At 67.3% G+C, this 17,413-nt stretch carries 14 protein-coding genes; 4 read left to right on the top strand and 10 right to left on the bottom strand.

Translation table 11 applies throughout. The features are described from left to right. Window positions 1-10 precede the first annotated feature (10 nt). A complete protein-coding gene (locus QZM67_RS25510) occupies window positions 11-1,087 on the top strand; it encodes a S9 family peptidase (RefSeq protein WP_301807505.1) in 1,077 nt (358 codons plus the stop codon). A gap of 48 nt (window positions 1,088-1,135) precedes the next feature. Here the strand turns inward: QZM67_RS25510 and QZM67_RS25505 are convergent, their stop codons facing one another. Further along, window positions 1,136-1,867: a transporter substrate-binding domain-containing protein gene (locus QZM67_RS25505; protein ID WP_301807500.1), complete on the bottom strand. Its 732-nt coding sequence runs from the start codon at window positions 1,865-1,867 to the stop codon at window positions 1,136-1,138. A gap of 56 nt (window positions 1,868-1,923) precedes the next feature. Next, window positions 1,924-3,084: a pyridoxal phosphate-dependent aminotransferase gene (locus QZM67_RS25500; RefSeq protein ID WP_301807498.1), complete on the bottom strand. Its 1,161-nt coding sequence runs from the start codon at window positions 3,082-3,084 to the stop codon at window positions 1,924-1,926. 167 nt (window positions 3,085-3,251) lie between these two features. Between QZM67_RS25500 and QZM67_RS25495 the strand changes: the two genes are divergently transcribed. Beyond that, the gene (locus QZM67_RS25495) at window positions 3,252-4,685 is read left to right on the top strand and encodes a PLP-dependent aminotransferase family protein (protein WP_175023976.1); all 1,434 of its coding nucleotides are present in this window, start codon (window positions 3,252-3,254) and stop codon (window positions 4,683-4,685) included. 32 nt (window positions 4,686-4,717) lie between these two features. Here the strand turns inward: QZM67_RS25495 and QZM67_RS25490 are convergent, their stop codons facing one another. Together QZM67_RS25490 and QZM67_RS25485 are read right to left on the bottom strand one after the other, a co-directional pair. After that, window positions 4,718-5,158 carry a nuclear transport factor 2 family protein gene (locus QZM67_RS25490; protein WP_301807495.1) on the bottom strand — a complete coding sequence of 147 codons (441 nt, stop codon included), beginning with the start codon at window positions 5,156-5,158 and terminating at the stop codon, window positions 4,718-4,720. A 43-nt stretch (window positions 5,159-5,201) separates the two neighbouring features. Beyond that, window positions 5,202-7,226 (bottom strand): NADPH-dependent 2,4-dienoyl-CoA reductase, encoded by a 2,025-nt coding sequence (locus tag QZM67_RS25485; RefSeq protein WP_301807494.1) that lies wholly within the window; start codon window positions 7,224-7,226, stop codon window positions 5,202-5,204. A gap of 150 nt (window positions 7,227-7,376) precedes the next feature. Here QZM67_RS25485 and QZM67_RS25480 point away from each other — a divergent pair, with 150 nt between their 5' ends. Both QZM67_RS25480 and QZM67_RS25475 read left to right on the top strand, forming a co-directional pair. Further along, window positions 7,377-7,913 (top strand): PadR family transcriptional regulator, encoded by a 537-nt coding sequence (locus QZM67_RS25480; RefSeq protein ID WP_301807493.1) that lies wholly within the window; start codon window positions 7,377-7,379, stop codon window positions 7,911-7,913. Between the two features lie 22 nt (window positions 7,914-7,935). Beyond that, complete coding sequence (locus tag QZM67_RS25475) at window positions 7,936-8,580, top strand: SGNH/GDSL hydrolase family protein (RefSeq protein WP_301807491.1); 645 nt, start codon at window positions 7,936-7,938, stop codon at window positions 8,578-8,580. 56 nt (window positions 8,581-8,636) lie between these two features. Here QZM67_RS25475 and QZM67_RS25470 read toward each other — a convergent pair whose 3' ends face one another. The 6 genes from QZM67_RS25470 to wecB form a co-directional block, all read right to left on the bottom strand. Beyond that, window positions 8,637-9,617, bottom strand: a complete 981-nt coding sequence (locus tag QZM67_RS25470) for an NADPH:quinone oxidoreductase family protein (RefSeq protein ID WP_301807490.1) — start codon at window positions 9,615-9,617, stop codon at window positions 8,637-8,639. A 148-nt stretch (window positions 9,618-9,765) separates the two neighbouring features. After that, window positions 9,766-11,595: an acyl-CoA dehydrogenase gene (locus QZM67_RS25465; RefSeq protein ID WP_301807488.1), complete on the bottom strand. Its 1,830-nt coding sequence runs from the start codon at window positions 11,593-11,595 to the stop codon at window positions 9,766-9,768. A gap of 107 nt (window positions 11,596-11,702) precedes the next feature. Continuing rightward, window positions 11,703-12,470 carry a class II aldolase/adducin family protein gene (locus tag QZM67_RS25460; protein ID WP_301807487.1) on the bottom strand — a complete coding sequence of 256 codons (768 nt, stop codon included), beginning with the start codon at window positions 12,468-12,470 and terminating at the stop codon, window positions 11,703-11,705. 68 nt (window positions 12,471-12,538) lie between these two features. Next, window positions 12,539-14,863, bottom strand: a complete 2,325-nt coding sequence (locus QZM67_RS25455) for a xanthine dehydrogenase family protein molybdopterin-binding subunit (RefSeq protein ID WP_301807486.1) — start codon at window positions 14,861-14,863, stop codon at window positions 12,539-12,541. Then, window positions 14,860-15,321, bottom strand: a complete 462-nt coding sequence (locus QZM67_RS25450; protein ID WP_301807485.1) for a (2Fe-2S)-binding protein — start codon at window positions 15,319-15,321, stop codon at window positions 14,860-14,862. Before QZM67_RS25450 ends, QZM67_RS25455 begins: the two co-directional genes overlap by 4 nt. 841 nt (window positions 15,322-16,162) lie before the next feature. Continuing rightward, on the bottom strand, window positions 16,163-17,380 hold the full coding sequence (gene wecB, locus QZM67_RS25445; RefSeq protein ID WP_175023987.1) for a non-hydrolyzing UDP-N-acetylglucosamine 2-epimerase: 1,218 nt from the start codon (window positions 17,378-17,380) through the stop codon (window positions 16,163-16,165). Between the last annotated feature and the right edge of the window lie 33 nt (window positions 17,381-17,413).

Below are 17,413 nucleotides of genomic sequence, written 5' to 3'. Positions count from 1 at the left end.
AGACCTACGCATGACGACCGAACTGTCACCGTTCGCGCTGTCCCTGCAACGCGCGATGCCCGTCACGCGCTTGCTCGACTGCGGGATGGACTATGCCGACGCAACGGCGCTGCACGCGCGCACGTCGGCAGGCGAACCATGGGATGTCGCGGCCGAAGCGCTGGCCGACGTGCAACTCTCGCGCGCCACCCAGGCCGCGGATGCCGGCCACCTGGTCACGGCCGCCGACGCGCAGGCGATGGCCACCGCGAACCTGCTGTTTGCGCAGATGGCGTTCAATCACGACGTGCCGCGCAAGCGCGCCCTCTATGCGCGGCTCGTCGATGCGTCGCACGGTCTCGCGCGCTGGTCCGACAAGCGCATCGAACGTGTCGAAGTACCGTTCGGCGATGCCCATCTGATCGGCTGGCTGGTCCGGCCGCCGACCGAACGCGTACGCGGCACCGTCATCGTGTTCGGCGGCCAGAGCGGCTGGGGCTTCGCGTACTGGCCGATCGCACGCGCGCTCGCGGCGCGCGGCCTCGCGACGCTGCTCGCCGAGGGGCCGGGCCAGGGCGAGACGCGGCTCGAACAGCGGATCTTCGTCGACGTCGACATGAGCGCCGCATACCGGCGCTTCGTCGATCACGTCGCCGATCGCGTGCCCGGGCCGATCGGCATCTGGGGAAACAGCATCGGCGGATTGTGGGCCGCTTCGACCGCTGCGAGCGACCACCGGATCGCCGCCTGTTGCGTGAATGGCGCACTCGCCGCGCCGACACTGCTGCCGTTCCGCACGTTCGTCGAACAGGCCGCGGCGATGCTCGGCAACGACGATCCCGATGCGGTCGCGGCGAACTTCGCGCGGATGAGCTTCTCGTCCGAACGCGACCGCATCGCGTGTCCGCTGCTGGTGCTGCACGGCGGTGAAGATCCGCTGATCCGGCTCGACGATCAGCAGCCGTTTCTCGATGCGGCGACCTCCGGCGATGCGACGCTCAGGGTCTGGCCGGACGGAGAGCACACGATCTACAACCACGCGTCCGAGCGAACCGCAGTCGTCTGCGACTGGTTCGTCGAGCGGTTGACGCAGGTTGCGGCGGCGTGATCACGCAGGCGGTGTCGACCGTGCGGACGGTCGACACCGCGCGCGGCATTACGACTTCGCGCCGCCGTTCTCCACCACGCCGTCGATTTCCGTGCGCGTGAAGCCGTACTTCGCCGTCCGCTCGCGATGATCGGCCGAGCCGAGATACTCGCGCAGCTTCGCATTCACGGCCTGCACGAGCGCGTCGCTGTTCTTGCTGAACGAAAATCCGCCAACGGGCGCGGCTGCACCCGCACCAAGCTCGTGCGAGACGGCCGCCAGCCGCTCGTCCGTGTCAGCGACCGCGCGGGCCCCGATCGCGGTGCTCGCGAACGCGTCGACCTGCCCCGCCAGCAACGCAGCCACGGCGTCGGCCTGATCCTTGAAGATGACGATCTGGCCGTCGCTCACGCCGGCCGCCTTTGCCGAATCGATCTGCACCTGGTCCGTCACGCACCCCAGCCGCGCATCGCTGCGGGCCGCGACGGCCGCGTAGCTCGTCAGCCGCTTCGGGTTGCCGGCCTGCAGCACGAAGCCGTCACCGATCGCCCACACCGGGACGCTGAACGCCACGTGCCGCGCCCGTTCGGCCGTCACGAAGATCGGCACGTTCATGTCCCAGCGCCCGGCCTGCACCCCCGGCAGCAGCGCATCGAACGACGTCGGGTGATATTCGATGTCCGTCACGCCGATCGCGCGCAGCACCACCTCGGCCAGCTCGATATCCGCGCCGGTCACGGTACCGTCTTCTGCCGTCCAGTAGAACGGCGGCTCCTCGATGTACGCAATCCTTACCTTCATGGTCTCACTCCTGACGTTCAATGATGTTCGCCGCGCCCGGACGCCGGGCGCCCGATTCATGCAACCGCTGCATCCATCGCCTGCGACAGCGCCGACAACGCCGGCTGGAAACGCTCTGGCGGAAGATAGCCGAACCCCAGCCTGAACACGCGGCTGCTTTCGCCAAACCACGTGCCTGATGCGAGCTGTACGTCGTGGTCAGGCAATACCTGCCAGAAGCGCGACACTGCCTGCTCGTCGAAAGCATCCTGACGCAACCGCACGCAGCACAGTGCGCCGGCGTCCGGCCGCACCCACTCGACACGTCGCCTTTCACGTTCGCACCAGCCCGACAGTGTATCGAGCGCGCCGGCAAGCAGCCGGCGGCGTGGCGCGAGCACGTGCTCGCGGTTGCGCAACACGGTTGCGGCCAGCGTCTCGTCGAGCACCGAACCCGAGATCACCGTATTCAGCTTCGCGACGAGCAGACGCGCCCGAAGCCCCGCGTCGGCCACCGTGAGCCACCCCGTGCGCAGACCAGGTGCGCCCAGCGCTTTCGACACCGACGAACCCGTGACGATGCGCGGATCGACACCCGCGAAACTGGCAGCCACGGCAGTCTCGCCATAAGTCGCTTCGCGATAGGTCTCGTCGATGAACAGTATCGCGTCCGGACAGCGTTGCGCCATCAACGCCAGCAATGCATCGATTTCGGCGCGCGATGCCTGAACGCCGCCAGGATTCTGCGGGGACGCGATGCTGACCAGCCGCGTCTTCGACGACAGGCGCGCGTCGAACTGCGCGAGGTCCAGCCGGTAGCCGTTCTCGAACGACAACCGCACTTCACGCACCGTCGCGCCGGCGCCGACCAGGCAGTCACGGCTCGGCGGAAAGCACGGCGTCGCGAGCACGGCCTCGTCGCCGGGCCGGCACACTTCATAGGCCAGCAGAAACAACCCGAGCGCGGTGCCTTGCGTCGTCACGATTTGCTCAGCCGGCACATGGCAGATATCGGCAATCGCGTCGCGCAGCACGGCAGCACCCGCCGACTGGCTGTAGCCGAGCTTCAGGTTACGGACCGCCTCGACACCGGCCAGATCCAGCAGCTCGCCGACCGTCAGGTCTTGCGACGTGCTCTCCGCCAGGTTGAAGGTCCGGTTCACGTCGAGCAGCGAGATGATTTCGTTGTGCGGAAATCGTCCGCGCCACTCACTGGAATACGCTTGGGTCGTCTGCATGGGCAAGCCTCGCTATGGCCGATCGATGGATCGAAACACCGCCATCGTAGCGTTCGTACAAAAACCATAACAGCCACAATTTTCGGTCGATTGGATCAACACAATTCTGCGTGGCGCACGCTCGTCGTACGGTCGATAATCAGACACTTCCCTGTCGCTGGTGTCCCATGGAAACGCAAACGTCATTCCGCTACAGGCAGCTGGCCGACCTCATCGTCGGCATGATCGAGAACGGTACGCTCGCACCCGGCACGCGGCTGCCGTCCGTGCGTGCCGTCAGCGAACAGCAACGCATCAGCGTCTCCACCGCGCTGCAGGCATACCGCCTGCTCGAAGATCGCGGCATCCTCGTATCGCGGCCGCAGTCGGGCTTCTACGTCGCGGCCGCACGCGGCGGCACGCTTGCATTGCCGAGCGCATCGCGCTCGCGCGCAAAGGCATCGACGGTGTCGATCAGCGGCGCCGTCGCCGCGATGCTCGAACACGCGGCCAATTCGGCGCTCGTGCCGCTCGGATGTGCGGTGCCCGATCCGGCGCTGCTGCAATCGAAGCGGCTCGATCTCGCCCTCGCTCGCGCGGCGCGCCAGCATGGCACGCGCTACAACGTGTATTGCGCGCCTTACGGCGAACCGGCGCTGCGCCGCGAAATCGCGCGGCGTGCCATGCGCTTCGGGCACCCGCTGTCCGCCGACGACATCCTCGTCACGAATGGCTGCACCGAGGCGTTGACGCTCGCGCTGAATACCGTGGCAACGCGCGGCGATACGATCGCGGTGGAATCGCCGACCTACTTCGGTCTGCTTCACACGCTGGAGGCGCTGGGACTGAAGGCGCTGGAGTTGCCGACCGACCCGCTGCGCGGCGTCGACGTCGGCCTGCTCGCGCAGCGGCTCGAATCGGAATCGATCGCCGCCTGCGTGCTGTCGTCGAGCTTCGGCAATCCGCTCGGCTCCGCGATGAGCGACGACGACAAACGGGCGCTGCTTGCGCTGCTCGCACGCCATCGGGTGCCGCTGATCGAAGACGACGTGTACGGCGACATCCACTTCGGGCGGGATCGGCCGAGGCCGTTCAGCGCACTCGACAGCGAGGCCGATACGATCTACTGCAGTTCGTTCTCGAAGAGCCTCGCGCCGGGATACCGGATTGGCTGGATCGCGGCGGGGGCTCGCACTCAGCAGGTGATGGAACGCAAGCTTGCGCTCAGCCTGTGCGGCCCGGTGTTGCCACAGGTCGCGCTGGCCGACTTCCTCGCGAGCGGCGCATACGACGCGCATTTGCGCCGCATCCGGCGCGTGTTCGAGGACAACCTGGCGCGGATGACGCGCACGATCGAGGCCAGCTTTCCGGCCGACACGAAAGTGAGCCGGCCGGCCGGCGGTTTCGTGCTCTGGCTCGAACTGCCGAAGCGATTCGATTCACGCGCGCTGTTCGATGCCGCGCTCGAACAGGGTGTCTGCTTTGCGCCGGGCGACATCTTCTCCGCCAGCCGGCGCTTTCGCCATTGCCTGCGCCTGAGCGCGGGGCATGTGTGGAACGCACGCATCGAGGACGGGGTCCGGTGCCTGGGCCGGCTCGCGCGGGCACAACTCGCGCGCTGAGCGCGGCGGCCGCCGCCCCGCGATCGCCCCACTCAACCGCCGATCTTGAACGTCGGCAACTGCTGCCCGAGCCGTGCGCCCATTTCCGCGCCGAGCGCCTGCAGCGCATTGAACGGCCGGATCATGACCTCGAATTCGACGATCCGTCCTTCGTCGTCGAAGCGAATCATGTCGATCCCCTTCAGCGCCTTGTCGCCGATGGCCGCGCTGAACTCCAGCACCACGCTCTTGCCGTCGTCGGTGACGAACTGGCGGTGATAGGTGAACTTCTCGAGGATCGTGATCACCGTGCGCAGCGCCAGCAATAGCGCGGGCGCCGGCCCGTAGGGCTTGAACGCCATCGGCGAACGGAACACGGCGTCCGGATGGACGATCGATTCCAGTGCGCCAAAATCCTTGCGTTCGATCATCGCATGCCACTTGTCGAGCGATTGCGCGACAGCGGGTTGAAGGTGCTGCGGTGCGTTCGTCATCGAAGTCTCCTGTCTCGTCGGGCGGAAAAGAAGCGAATCAGTCTCAAAGCGTGGCGGCAAGCGTCGTGCCCTGGTGAATCGCACGCTTCGCATCGAGCTCGGCGGCTTCGTGCGCGCCGCCGATCACGTGAACCTTGCGCCCGGCGGCCTCCAGTTGCACCGCCAGTTCGCGCAACGGCTCCTGCCCCGCGCAGATCACGACGTTGTCCACCGGCAGCGTCTGCTCGACGCCGTCGATCGTCACGTGGAAGCCTTCGTCGTCGATGCGCCGGTAGGTCACCGCCGACGACATCCCGACGCCGCGCGCCTTCAGTGCCGTGCGGTGGATCCATCCGGTGGTCTTGCCGAGCCCGTCGCCGACCTTCGACGCCTTGCGCTGCAACAGATGGACTTGCCGTGCCGCCGGCTCGGGCCGCGCGTGGCGCAAGCCGCCTGCGTTCGCATACGACCGGTCGACGCCCCACTCGGCAAGGAACCCGTCCACGTCGACCTGTTCGCCGCCTGCACGATGGACGAGATATTCCGCAACGTCGAAACCGATGCCGCCGGCGCCGACGATCGCGACGCTGCGGCCCACCGCCTTGTCGTCGCGCAATACGTCGAGGTAGCCGAGCGTCTTCGCATGGCCGACGCCGTCGATCGGCGGCGTACGCGGCACGATACCCGTCGCGATCACCACTTCGTCGAATTCGCCTTGCAACAGCATCTCGGCGGTCGCGCGCGTGTTGAGGTGGAGCGTCACGCCGCGCAGTTCGATCTGCCGGCGGAAATAACGCAGCGTCTCGGTGAATTCTTCCTTGCCCGGCACCTTCTTCGCGATATTGAACTGGCCGCCGATCTCGGCGCCGGCTTCGTACAGCGTCACCGCATGACCGCGCTCGGCCGCGGTGACCGCGAAGCCGAGGCCCGCCGGCCCGGCGCCGACCACGGCGATCCGCTTGCGCTGCGGCGCCGGGCGAATCACAAGCTCGGTTTCATGGCACGCGCGCGGATTCACCAGGCACGACGTGATCCTGCCGCTGAACGTATGGTCGAGGCACGCCTGGTTGCAGCCGATGCACGTGTTGATTTCGTCCGGCCGCCCTTCCCGCGCCTTGCGGACGAATTCGGCGTCGGCGAGAAACGGCCGCGCCATCGACACCATGTCGCAATAGCCATCGGCGAGCAGTTGCTCGGCGACTTCCGGCGTATTGATCCGGTTGGTCGCGACGAGCGGGATGCCGACCTTGCCCATCAGCTGCCGCGTGACCCACGCGTACGCGGCACGCGGCACCTTGGTTGCGATGGTCGGAATGCGCGCCTCGTGCCAGCCGATGCCCGTATTGATGATCGTCGCACCGGCCGCCTCGATCGCCTGCGCGAGCCGGATCACCTCGTCGAGTGTCGAGCCGCCTTCGACGAGATCGAGCATCGACAGCCGGTAGATCAGGATGAAGTTCGTGCCGACCTGCTCGCGCACGCGCCGCACGATCTCGACCGGGAAACGGACGCGGTTCTCGTAGGCACCGCCCCATGCGTCGTCGCGATGGTTCGTGCGCGCGGCGATGAATTCGTTGATCAGGTAGCCCTCCGACCCCATGATCTCGACGCCGTCGTAACCCGCATGCTGCGCGAGCGCCGCGCATCGGACGAAATCGGCAATCGTCTCGTCGACTTCATCGCTGCTCAGCGCATGCGGCGTGAACGGGTTGATCGGCGCCTTCAGCGCGCTCGGCGCGGCGAGCGCCGGGTGATACGCGTAGCGCCCGAAATGCAGGATCTGCAGCGCGATCTTGCCGCCCTCCGCGTGCACCGCACGCGTCACGACACGGTGACGCTCGGCTTCCGCTTCGGTCGTCAGCATTGCACCACCCGGCGCCGGACGGCCCCGCTCGTTCGGCGCGAATCCGCCCGTGACGATCAGGCCGGCCTCGCCTCGCGCACGCTCCGCGTAGAAGGCCGCCATCCGCTCGAAGCCGTTCGGCGCTTCCTCGAGCCCTACGTGCATCGACCCCATCAGCACCCGGTTCCTGAGCGACGTGAAGCCGAGTTCGAGCGGGGTCGTCAGATGCGGATAACGCGGTGTCATGGGGTGTCTCCATTTTTATGCAACAAGTTGCACAGATAGTAGTTCACCACTTTCGTTTATGCAACCCGTTGCATAAACGCATCCGTCATCTTGTACTGTGGCCCCGATATGGCAAGATGCGATTCATTCCGCGGCCTCCTCCGATCCGACATGTCCCTGCCCCACGCACTCCTCACCGCTCTTGCCGAACGCCCGGGTTCAGGCTCCGAACTCGCCGACCGCTTCGATCGTTCGATCGGCTATTTCTGGCAGGCGACACACCAGCAGATCTATCGCGAGCTGGGGCGTCTCGAGGAAACGGGCTGGATCGAATCGCTGCCGGCCGAATCGGGGCGCGGCCGCAAGCGCGCGTACCGGATCCTGCCGGCCGGCAAGAAGGAGTTGCGGCGCTGGATCGCCGAACCGGAAGATCCGACGCCGCTGCGCGAAGCGTTGATGGTGCGCCTGCGCGCGGAAGCGGTGCTCGGCCCGGCCGGCCTCGAGGACGAAATCAGGCGGCGCATCGCGCTGCACCAGGAGAAGCTCGACCTGTATCTGCGGATCGAGGCGCGCGATTTTTCGGAAGGCGCCGATTCGCGCACGAAGCGCCTTCAGCATCTGGTACTGCAGGCCGGCATCGCGAACGAGCGGTTCTGGGTCGAATATTCGCAGCAGGCGCTTGACGTGCTGCGCTTGCCGAAAGACTGAACGACCAACGGAGGAAATGACGATGACGCAGAAAACCGTGCTCTGCTACGGCGATTCGAACACGCACGGCACGCGCCCGATGACGCGTGCCGGCGTACTGGAGCGGTTCGCACGCGAAGAACGCTGGACCGGCGTGCTGGCGCAGACGCTCGGCGCAGGATGGCGGGTCATTGAAGAAGGATTGCCCGCGCGTACGACCGTGCACGACGATCCGATCGAAGGCCGGCACAAGAACGGTTTGTCGTATCTGCGCGCGTGCGTCGAAAGCCACTTGCCGGTCGACGTCGTCGTGCTGATGCTCGGGACGAACGATCTGAAGACGCGCTTCTCGGTCACGCCCGCCGACATCGCGACGTCGGTCGGCGTGCTGCTTGCCGAGATCGCCGCGTGCCGTGCCGGCCCGTCCGGTGCGTCACCGAAGCTCGTGCTAATGGCGCCTGCGCCGATCGTCGAGGTCGGTTTCCTCGGCGACATCTTCGTGGGCGGCGCCGCGAAATCCCGACAGCTCGCACCGCTGTACGAACAAGTCGCCGTGAACGCCGGCGCCTATTTCCTGGACGCCGGCACCGTCATCGAAGTGAGCCCGGTGGATGGCGTTCACTTCGCGGCCGATCAGCATCACGCGCTCGGGCAGCGGGTCGCGGCCCTTCTGCAGCAGATCGCGTAACGCACACGCGCGCTGAACCGCAGCCGCGCGGCCTCGACCGGCGCGCGGAAGGCCGATCACGCGTCCGGCAGGATCACCACCTTGCCCTTCACCTGCCGGTTCGCCATCCGCGCGATCGCGTCGGCCGCGCCGGCCAGCGACACGCGCTCGGTGATCGCGGGTCGCACCTTGCCGGCCGCGAACCATTCGGCAAGCAGGCGCATGTTCGCGACATGCTGCTTCGGATCGCGGCGCACCGCATCGCCCCAGAACACGCCCAGAATGTCGCGCTCCTTGAGCAGCGCCAGGTTCAGCGCGATCTTCGGGATCTCGCCGGCCGCGAAGCCGACCACGAGGAACCGGCCGCGCCAGGCGGTCGCGCGCAACGCCGCCTCGCTGTAGGCGCCGCCCACCGGATCGTAGACGACGTCGGCACCGCGCCCGCCGGTCAATTCGTCGACACGGCGGCGCAGGTCTTCGGTCGAATAGTCGATCGTCTCGTCGGCGCCCGCTTCACGACACAGTGCCAGCTTGTCCGCACTCGACGCCGCCGCAATCACGCGCGCGCCGAGCGCTGTCGCAATCTCGATCGCCGCGAGGCCAACGCCGCCCGCCGCGCCCAGCACGAGCAACGTCTCGCCTTCTTGCAGCCGCGCACGCTGCTGCAATGCGTGCAGCGACGTGCCGTACGCGAGCACGAGCGCCGCGCCTTGCTCAAAAGTCATGCCCGGCGGCAGTGCGGCAATCTGGTGCACGTCGGCCACGCACTGTTGGGCGAACCCGCCGTGCCCGGTGAACGCGACCACCGAATCGCCGGGCTGCCACGCAGTCACGCCCTCGCCCACCGCGTCGATCACGCCGGCAAATTCCGCGCCCGGCGAAAACGGCAGCGCCGGCTTCACCTGATACAAACCCTGGACGATCAGCGCGTCGGGGAAATTGAGCGATGCGGCCTTCACCTGAACCCGGACCTGGCCCGCGGCCGGCTCGGGAATCGCGACGTCCTCGATGCGCAAGCTGTCGATCGGGCCGAATGCGGTACACAACAGGGCTTTCATGTTCGTCTCTCTCCTTGTGCGGCGTAGGCTGGCATCGGGTCGGCCTGCGGGGCACGCCCGCACGGCCGGTTCACGACGAGTACGCGACAGCCGGTGGAATCGGCATCCGCGACCTCGTCGGCATTCCGGACTGTCGGTGAAGCAATGATCAGAACCACGCGTCGCGCATGTCGAGCGTCGTCGTGTCGACGCTCGCGAGCAGATCGAGCTGCGCATCCACTTTCGGCAATTCCCAGTTGAAGAAGTAGCGGGCGGCCGCACGCTTGCCGTCGTGGAAATCGTCGGCCTGCCCGTGCGCAGCGAGCGTCACGTCGAGCCACAGCCACGCGACGACGAGATGGCCGAACGCTTCCAGATAGACGCTCGCGTTCGCGAGCCGCGCCTGCGGATCGCCGATCGCGCTCAGCTGTCGCGTGACATCGCCGAGCCGTGCCCAGCGCCGCGCCAGCGCGTCGGCGTGCTCGCGCAGGCCGGCATCGAGCGTCCGCGCACGTTCGACGGTCGCGCCGATCCGCGCATCGAGTGCACGCAGCGACGCACCATCGTCCTGTGCGACCTTGCGGCCCAGCAGATCGAGCGCGTGGATCCCGTGCGTGCCTTCGTGAATCGGATTGAGACGATTGTCGCGATAGAGCCGCTCGACCGCGTAATCGCGCGTGTAGCCATAGCCGCCGTGCACCTGGATCGCGAGGTCGTTCGCCGCGAGACACCACTGCGACGGCCAGCTTTTCGCGATCGGCGTCAGGATGTCGAGCAGGCGCGTGGCATCGGCGCGCACGGCCGCGTCGTCGTGCGCGCGTGCTTCATCGACCAGCTTCGCGCAATACAGGATCAGCGCGAGACCGCCTTCGACATAGGCCTTCTGCGCGAGCAGCATGCGCCGCACGTCCGGATGTTCGACGATCGGCGCCTGCGGCGCGGCGGCATCCTTGCCCGCCGGCCCGAGCGGGCGCCCTTGCGGCCGGTTGCGCGCGTAGTCGAGCGCGTGCAGATAACCCGTGTAGCCGAGCGCCACCGCGCCCGCGCCGACACCGATGCGCGCTTCGTTCATCATGTGGAACATGTAAGCGAGGCCGTGGTTCGCCTGGCCGACCAGATAGCCGATCGCGCCAGCGCGCCCTTCCGGGCGGTAACGCGTGCCTTCGCCGAAATTCAGCAGGCAGTTGGTGGTGCCGCGGTAACCCATCTTGTGGTTCAGCCCGGCGAGCACCACGTCGTTGTGCTCGCCCTGCGCCGCGCCGTCGGTGCCCGGCAGGTACTTGGGCACGATGAACAGCGAGATCCCGCGCGTGCCGGGCAGCAGCCGGCCGTGTTCGTCGGGAATCTTCGCGAGCACGAGGTGGACGATGTTCTCCGTCAGCTCGTGTTCGCCGCCCGAGATCCACATCTTGTTGCCCGTCAGCCGGTAGCGCGGGCCGAGCGGCGAGTCGCCTTCGAAATCCGCGCGCGTCGCGATGTCGGACAGCGACGAACCGGCTTGCGGTTCCGACAGGCACATGGTGCCGAAGTAGCGCCCTTCCAGTTCCGGGCGCGCGAACGCGTCGATCTGCGCGCGGCTGCCGTGCGCGACGAGCAGGTTCGCGTTGGCGACGGTCAGGAACGGATAGGCGGCCGTCGCGATGTTCGCGGCCTGGAAGAACAGGAACGACGCGGCTTCGACCAGCTTCGGCAAGCGCATGCCGCCGAGCGCTTCGTCATGGCCCGCGGCGATCAGCCCGGCGTCCGCAAAGGCGCGCACCGCCGGTTCGACGTCCGGGATCAGCGTCACGCGCTCGCCGTCGAACTGCGGCTCCTCGCGATCGCCACGCGCCGCATGCGGCGCGAACAGGTCTTCCGCAATCCGCTCGCTGGTATCGAGCACCGCGTCGAACGTCTCGCGACTGTGCTCGGCGTAACGCGGCAGCGCGACGAGCGCTTCCGCGTCGAGCCAGTCATACAGCAGGAACGCGAGATCGCGTCGCGACATCAACAAGCTCATCGTGCTGCCTCCCGGGGCCGGCTTCGTCAGCCGAATGAAGGGTTCCGTGACTGCAAGGGCTGGCAGGAATTTAGCACGGTCGTTCTAAAACGACAACGACGGATGCGCTAGTCCGCGTAACCGGGATTGCGTCGATCGAGCCGGCGCAGCAAGCCGGGCCAGACGAGCGCCCCGGCGCCCATCCCGCGCGTCACGGCGGCGATCTGCTGCTTGATGCCGTCGAGAATCGGCTGCCCGATCGGCAACAACGCCGAGCCGCCGGCCTGCGCGCGGACCTGGATCATGCAGGCCGCTTCGAAGAAGTACATCGCGACGAACGCGTCTGCCGGCGTCGCGCCGACGGTCAGCAGGCCGTGATTGCGCAGCATCAGGTTCGTGTTGGCGCCGAGATCGCGCACGAGGCGCGCTTTCTCGCCCTCGTTGAGCGCAATGCCCTCGTAGTCGTGATAGCCGAGCGATGCCAGCACGCCGAGCGACTGCTGCGACAGCGGCAGCAGCCCCGCTTCCTGCGCCGACACCGCGACGCCGTTGATCGAATGCGTATGCATCACGCACAGCGCGTCGTCGCGGGCCGCGTGCACCGCGCTGTGAATGGTGAAGCCGGCCGGGTTGATCTCGTAAGGTGATTCGGACACCTTGCGGCCGTCGAGATCCACCTTCACCAGCGACGATGCGGTGATCTCGTCGAACATCATCCCGTACGGGTTGATCAGGAAATGATGCTCCGGGCCGGGCACGCGCGCGGAAATATGGGTGAACACGAGATCGTCCCAGCCGAACAGCGCGGTGAGGCGGTAAGCGGCCGCCAGGTTGACTCGCGCGTCCCATTCGGTGGGGGAAACTGCCTGCTTCACGCTGACATCGGATGAGGCCACGTCGACACTCCTTGTTCAAGGATGGATGCGTACCGGGCCGCACGATGCGGCCCGGCCTGGGAATTGTGTCACCCTGCCCGGGGCTTCGCGAGCTGATCGGCAACCGGCAGGCTGCGGATGCGCGTGCCGGTCGCCGCGAAAATCGCATTGGTCAGCGCCGGCGCGACGGGCGGCAGGCCCGGCTCGCCCACGCCGCCCAGCGGCGTCGCAAAATCGTCCGGCGCGACGAGATGCACGCGGATTTCGCGCGGCGCTTCATTCATTCTCAGTACCTGGAAGCCGTTGAAGTTGCTCTGCTCCGGATGGCCGTCCTTGAACGTGATCTCGCCGTGCAACGCGATGCCGAGCCCCATCACCACCGCGCCCTCGAGCTGCGAGCGTACACGCTCCGGATTGACCTGCGGCCCGCAGTCGATCGCGATGTCGACCCGCGGCACCGTGATCTTGCCGTCGGCATCGACCTGCACCTCGCACACCGCCGCCGTATACGACACGAAGCTGCGATGCGCGGCGATCCCGAGCCCGTGCCCCTTCGACAGCTTGCGCCCCCAGCCGGCTTCGCGCGCGACCGTCTCGACCACGCGCCGCAGCCGCCCGGTATCGACCGGATACAGCGCCGGATCCTCGCCGTAGTTCACGTTCTTCACCGCGATGTGCGGCTCGAAACGCCGCGCGGGCCCGATCAGTTCGAGCAGGAAATCCTTCGGGTCGCGGCCGGCCGCGTGCGCCAGCTCCGACACGAAGCTCTGGATGCCGAACGCATGCGGGATGTTGTAGACCGAGCGGAACCAGCCGATCCGCGTGTGCGCTTCCGCGGCCGGATTCTCGATCCGAACGTTCGGAATCGCGAACGGCAGGTCCGCAATGCCCTGCGCGAGCTCGCCCGGCTGCTCGTGCGCGACGCCGGCCCTGAACGTCGACTGGATCGACGGCGCGACCGTGCGATGCTGCCACGCGACCACTTTCCCCGACGCGTCGATCCCGCCGTCGAACGCTTCGAGCGACACCGCATGGAAATAGTCGTGCGCGATGTCGTCCTCGCGCGTGAACGTCAGCTTGACGGGCGCGCCGACCGCCTTCGACAGCAATGCCGCCTCCACGACGTAGTCGGGCTTCGACTTGCGGCCGAAACCGCCGCCGAGCAGCGTCACGTTGACCGTCACGCGCTCCGTCGGCAACCCGAGCGCTTTCGCGATCTCGTCGCGCGTGGTCTGCGGCGCCTGCGTGCAGGTCCACACTTCGCAGCGGCCGTCCGCCACGCGCGCGACAGCCGCGGGCGGCTCCATCGTCGCGTGCGCGAGATGGGGAATGTAGTACGTCGCACGCACGCGTTTCGCGGCGCCGGCCAGCGCCGCCGCCGCGTCGCCGTCGTTGCGGATCACGTCGCCCGGTTGCGCGGCCGCCGCTTCGAGGGTCTTGCGATACGCGGTCGAGTCGTAGGTCGCGTTGGGCCCGCGCTTCCAGTCGATCTTCAGTTGCGCGCGCGCCTGGATCGCTGTCCACGTATCGCGCGCGACGACGGCCACGCCGCCAAGCGGCTGGAAACCGGACGGCAGCGGCGTCGGCGCAAGCTGCACGACCTTGACGACACCCGGCAGCTTCTCCGCCGCCGACGCGTCGAACGACGCCACGGTGTCACCGTAGGCCGGCGGTCGCGCGACGACCGCATACAGCATCCCGTCGAGCCGCGTGTCGATACCGTAATGCGCGCGGCCGCCGACGATGTCGCGCCCGTCGATCAGCGCCGTTTCGCCCTTGCCGATATAGCGGAATTCGGCCGGCGCCTTCAGCACCACCGATGCCGGATCCGGTGCCGGCAGCGCAGCTGCCTTCGCCGCCAGTTCGCCGAAGCCGAGCTTGCGCCCGCTCTTCGTGTCGACGACCTCGTGCACCGTCGCCTTGACCTGACGCGCATCAACGCCCCACGCAGCAGCGGCAGCCTGTTCGAGCATCGTGCGCGCGGCCGCACCCGCGCGACGCAGCGCGGCGAAGCTCTGGCGCAGGCTGCGCGACCCGTCGGTGTTCTGGTTGCCGTAGCGCGGCTCGTCGCCGACGGCCTGCGCGACCTTCACGCGCGCCCAGTCCGCGCCCAGTTCGTCCGCCACCACGAGCGCGACGCTCGTGCGTACACCCTGCCCCATCTCGGAGCGGATGCAGGTCACGGTGACCGTGCCATCCGGCGCGATCGCGACGAACAGGTGCGGATCGTCGCGCAACCCGTGCGGCATCCCCGCGCCGCCGTACTGCGAATTCGCGCTGACGGGCGGCTGCACCGGCACGGCCGCGCGCACGAGCGACGGCACGCCGAACGCGAGCAGCAGCCCGCCGGACGCGAAGCCGAGCAGCAGCGCACGGCGGCTTTCGTTTTGGACGGAGAGTTCGGGCGCGCTCATGCGGCACCTCCGCGGCGCACGGCCAGACGGATCGCCGCGCGAATGCGCGTGTAGGTGCCGCAGCGGCAGATATTGCCGGACATCGCATCGTCGATGTCGGCGTCGGTCGGATGGGGATTCGTCTTCAGCAGCGACGCGGCCTGCATGATCTGCCCGGACTGGCAGTAGCCGCACTGCGCGACGTTCAGTTTCTGCCAGGCCTGCTGCAGCGGATGGGTCAGATCGGTCGACAGACCCTCGATCGTCGTCACGCGCTTGCCGGCAGCGGCCGCGACGGGCGTGATGCACGACCGGATCGCAACGCCGTCGAGGTGCACGGTGCACGCACCGCACAGTGCCATGCCGCAGCCGAACTTCGTGCCGGTGTGGCCGAGGACATCGCGCAGATACCAGAGCAACGGCATGTCGGGATTGCCGCCGAAGTGCTGTTCGCTACCGTTGACGGTCAGCGTGATCATCGTTCACCTCCTGGTCGAGGCGCCCGCATCGCACCACGGGTGCCCGGTGGGGATTCGAACGGCGGCGGGTGCGTTCTCCTGCGCCGGCCCGGTGCCGTCGTGTAGGCTGCTCCGCCGGCAGAACCGGCAGTCAATGCGTCGTTATCGGTACGGCTGGCCGAGGATGGCTATCGGACACGCGATCCGGATTGATAGCGGACACGCACCCGCCCGGATTCTGCCCCATGCCAACCGTCATTCAGGCAACGCGACCCTGTCGGGACTGCCAGAAACGGCGCCGCGAATCGCGGCACCTGCGCGCGATGTTCAGCTCCGGCGGCGTCTGCATCGCGCCGGGGAGCCGGAATCGTATGCGGAATGGCCCGGGCTCCAACTCTAACTGATGTGCGGCAGTTTTGCGCAGACGGTGCGTAGCGGCACTGACGTGGCGAACCGGGGAAAGGTCGAAGGGGAATCGATGACGCATGACGTGCATCATGCAACCGGGACCGACTGGCACGTCGGTCCCGGCGAGCGATGGGCGCGTGAGGTAGCCGCTCCGCCACGACGGATGTGGTGCGTGCCCAAGGGGTCGAGCGCCATGCCCGGGCGGGACATCCCGCGAATATGGACACGCCCGAATTGATGTCGCCGACTACCGCGACGACGCCGTCATCCACCAGCTTCTGCGCAACCCGCGCTCCGGCACGCGAAAGCCGGATAGGCGCGATCGAAACGCACCGTCTCGATCAAGTCCGGCATCATCCGTCTCGCGCCGCCGGGCCTGACGAATCTTGAACGAAACACCGTCAGCTTCACATGGTGTCGAAGCCGAGCGCAGGCGCTTCATGCAACCGCACGTTCAGCGCGACCTCAGCGCCTGCAACCCCAGCGTGAGCGGATTGAGCGGCATCTCCGACGTCCCCATCGAAAAGCTCGTCGCCTTCGTGGGTGCCCCCGGATTACGCATCAGCGCGTGAACGATCCGCTCGCTCGCATGACCGTCGCCGTACGGATTGCTCGCGTGCGCCATTTCCCCGTACGCGCTCTCGCTGTCGAACAGACGCGAGGCCTCCCACACGATCCGCTCCTGATTGGTTCCGACGAGCCGTGCGGTACCGGCCTGGATCGCTTCCGGCCGCTCCGTCGTCTCGCGCGTGACCAGCACCGGCTTGCCCAGTGCCGGCCCTTCTTCCTGAATGCCGCCCGAATCGGTGATGATGAAATGCGCGCGCGACATCAGGAATACGAACGACAGATATTCCTGCGGCTCGATCAGGTAGATATTGGCCACGTGGCCGAGCCGTGCGCGCGCCGGCTCCCGCACGTTCGGATTCATGTGCAGCGGATAGACGAACTGCGCATCGGGATAGCGGTTCGCCAGCGTACACAGCGCATCGCAGAAATTCTGGAACGGCTCACCGAAACTTTCGCGACGATGGCCGGTGATCAGCACCACGCGCCGCGACGGTTCGAGAAACGGAAACTGTCCCGCGACCCGCTCCGTCAGCGCCGCGGTGCAATCGAGCATGCGCTTGACCTCGTGCAGCGCGTCGATCACGGTATTGCCGGTCAGCACGACCGCCCCGCCCGGTACGCCCTCGCTGAGCAGGTTGTCGCGTGCCTGCCCGGTCGGCGCGAAATGCCACGACGACACCGCGTCGGTCACGCGGCGATTCAACTCTTCAGGCCACGGCGACCAGATGTCGCCGCTGCGCAAGCCGGCCTCCACGTGCCCGACCGGCAGATAGCGGTAGAACGCCGCAAGACTGACCGCAAGCGTGGTCGTCGTATCGCCGTGTACCAGCACGACGTCCGGACGCAATTCGTCGAAGACGATGCCGATCGCCTGCAGAATGCCCGTCGTCACGTCGGTCAGGGTCTGACTTTGGCGCATCACGTTGAGATCGTAGTCGGGCTTGATGTCGAACAGCGTCAGCACCTGATCGAGCATTTCGCGGTGCTGCGCGGTCACGCATACCCTGGCGTCGACACCCGCTTGTGCTTTCAATGCACGCACCAGCGGCGCCATCTTGATGGCCTCCGGCCGAGTCCCGAACACAAGCAAAATCTTCTTCATCGTTATCCTCGTTGAGCCATTTCGCGCTGAATG

This window comes from Burkholderia sp. AU45251 (assembly GCF_030482905.1).
In the GTDB taxonomy this organism is placed as follows: domain Bacteria; phylum Pseudomonadota; class Gammaproteobacteria; order Burkholderiales; family Burkholderiaceae; genus Burkholderia; species Burkholderia aenigmatica.
The sequence above is the reverse complement of the archived record's forward strand: the minus strand, read 5'-3'. Positions and strand labels throughout refer to the sequence as shown.

What these genes read in the sequence shown, in the direction of transcription:
- QZM67_RS25485 (WP_301807494.1), bottom strand. Translation starts at nt 7,226, where the DNA reads ATGACACCGCGTTATCCGCATCTGACGACCCCGCTCGAACTCGGCTTC.
- QZM67_RS25490 (WP_301807495.1), bottom strand. Translation starts at nt 5,158, where the DNA reads ATGACGAACGCACCGCAGCACCTTCAACCCGCTGTCGCGCAATCGCTC.
- wecB (WP_175023987.1), bottom strand. Translation starts at nt 17,380, where the DNA reads ATGAAGAAGATTTTGCTTGTGTTCGGGACTCGGCCGGAGGCCATCAAG.
- QZM67_RS25495 (WP_175023976.1), top strand. Translation starts at nt 3,252, where the DNA reads ATGGAAACGCAAACGTCATTCCGCTACAGGCAGCTGGCCGACCTCATC.
- QZM67_RS25470 (WP_301807490.1), bottom strand. Translation starts at nt 9,617, where the DNA reads ATGAAAGCCCTGTTGTGTACCGCATTCGGCCCGATCGACAGCTTGCGC.
- QZM67_RS25455 (WP_301807486.1), bottom strand. Translation starts at nt 14,863, where the DNA reads ATGAGCGCGCCCGAACTCTCCGTCCAAAACGAAAGCCGCCGTGCGCTG.
- QZM67_RS25500 (WP_301807498.1), bottom strand. Translation starts at nt 3,084, where the DNA reads ATGCAGACGACCCAAGCGTATTCCAGTGAGTGGCGCGGACGATTTCCG.
- QZM67_RS25465 (WP_301807488.1), bottom strand. Translation starts at nt 11,595, where the DNA reads ATGAGCTTGTTGATGTCGCGACGCGATCTCGCGTTCCTGCTGTATGAC.
- QZM67_RS25510 (WP_301807505.1), top strand. Translation starts at nt 11, where the DNA reads ATGACGACCGAACTGTCACCGTTCGCGCTGTCCCTGCAACGCGCGATG.
- QZM67_RS25475 (WP_301807491.1), top strand. Translation starts at nt 7,936, where the DNA reads ATGACGCAGAAAACCGTGCTCTGCTACGGCGATTCGAACACGCACGGC.
- QZM67_RS25480 (WP_301807493.1), top strand. Translation starts at nt 7,377, where the DNA reads ATGTCCCTGCCCCACGCACTCCTCACCGCTCTTGCCGAACGCCCGGGT.
- QZM67_RS25450 (WP_301807485.1), bottom strand. Translation starts at nt 15,321, where the DNA reads ATGATCACGCTGACCGTCAACGGTAGCGAACAGCACTTCGGCGGCAAT.
- QZM67_RS25505 (WP_301807500.1), bottom strand. Translation starts at nt 1,867, where the DNA reads ATGAAGGTAAGGATTGCGTACATCGAGGAGCCGCCGTTCTACTGGACG.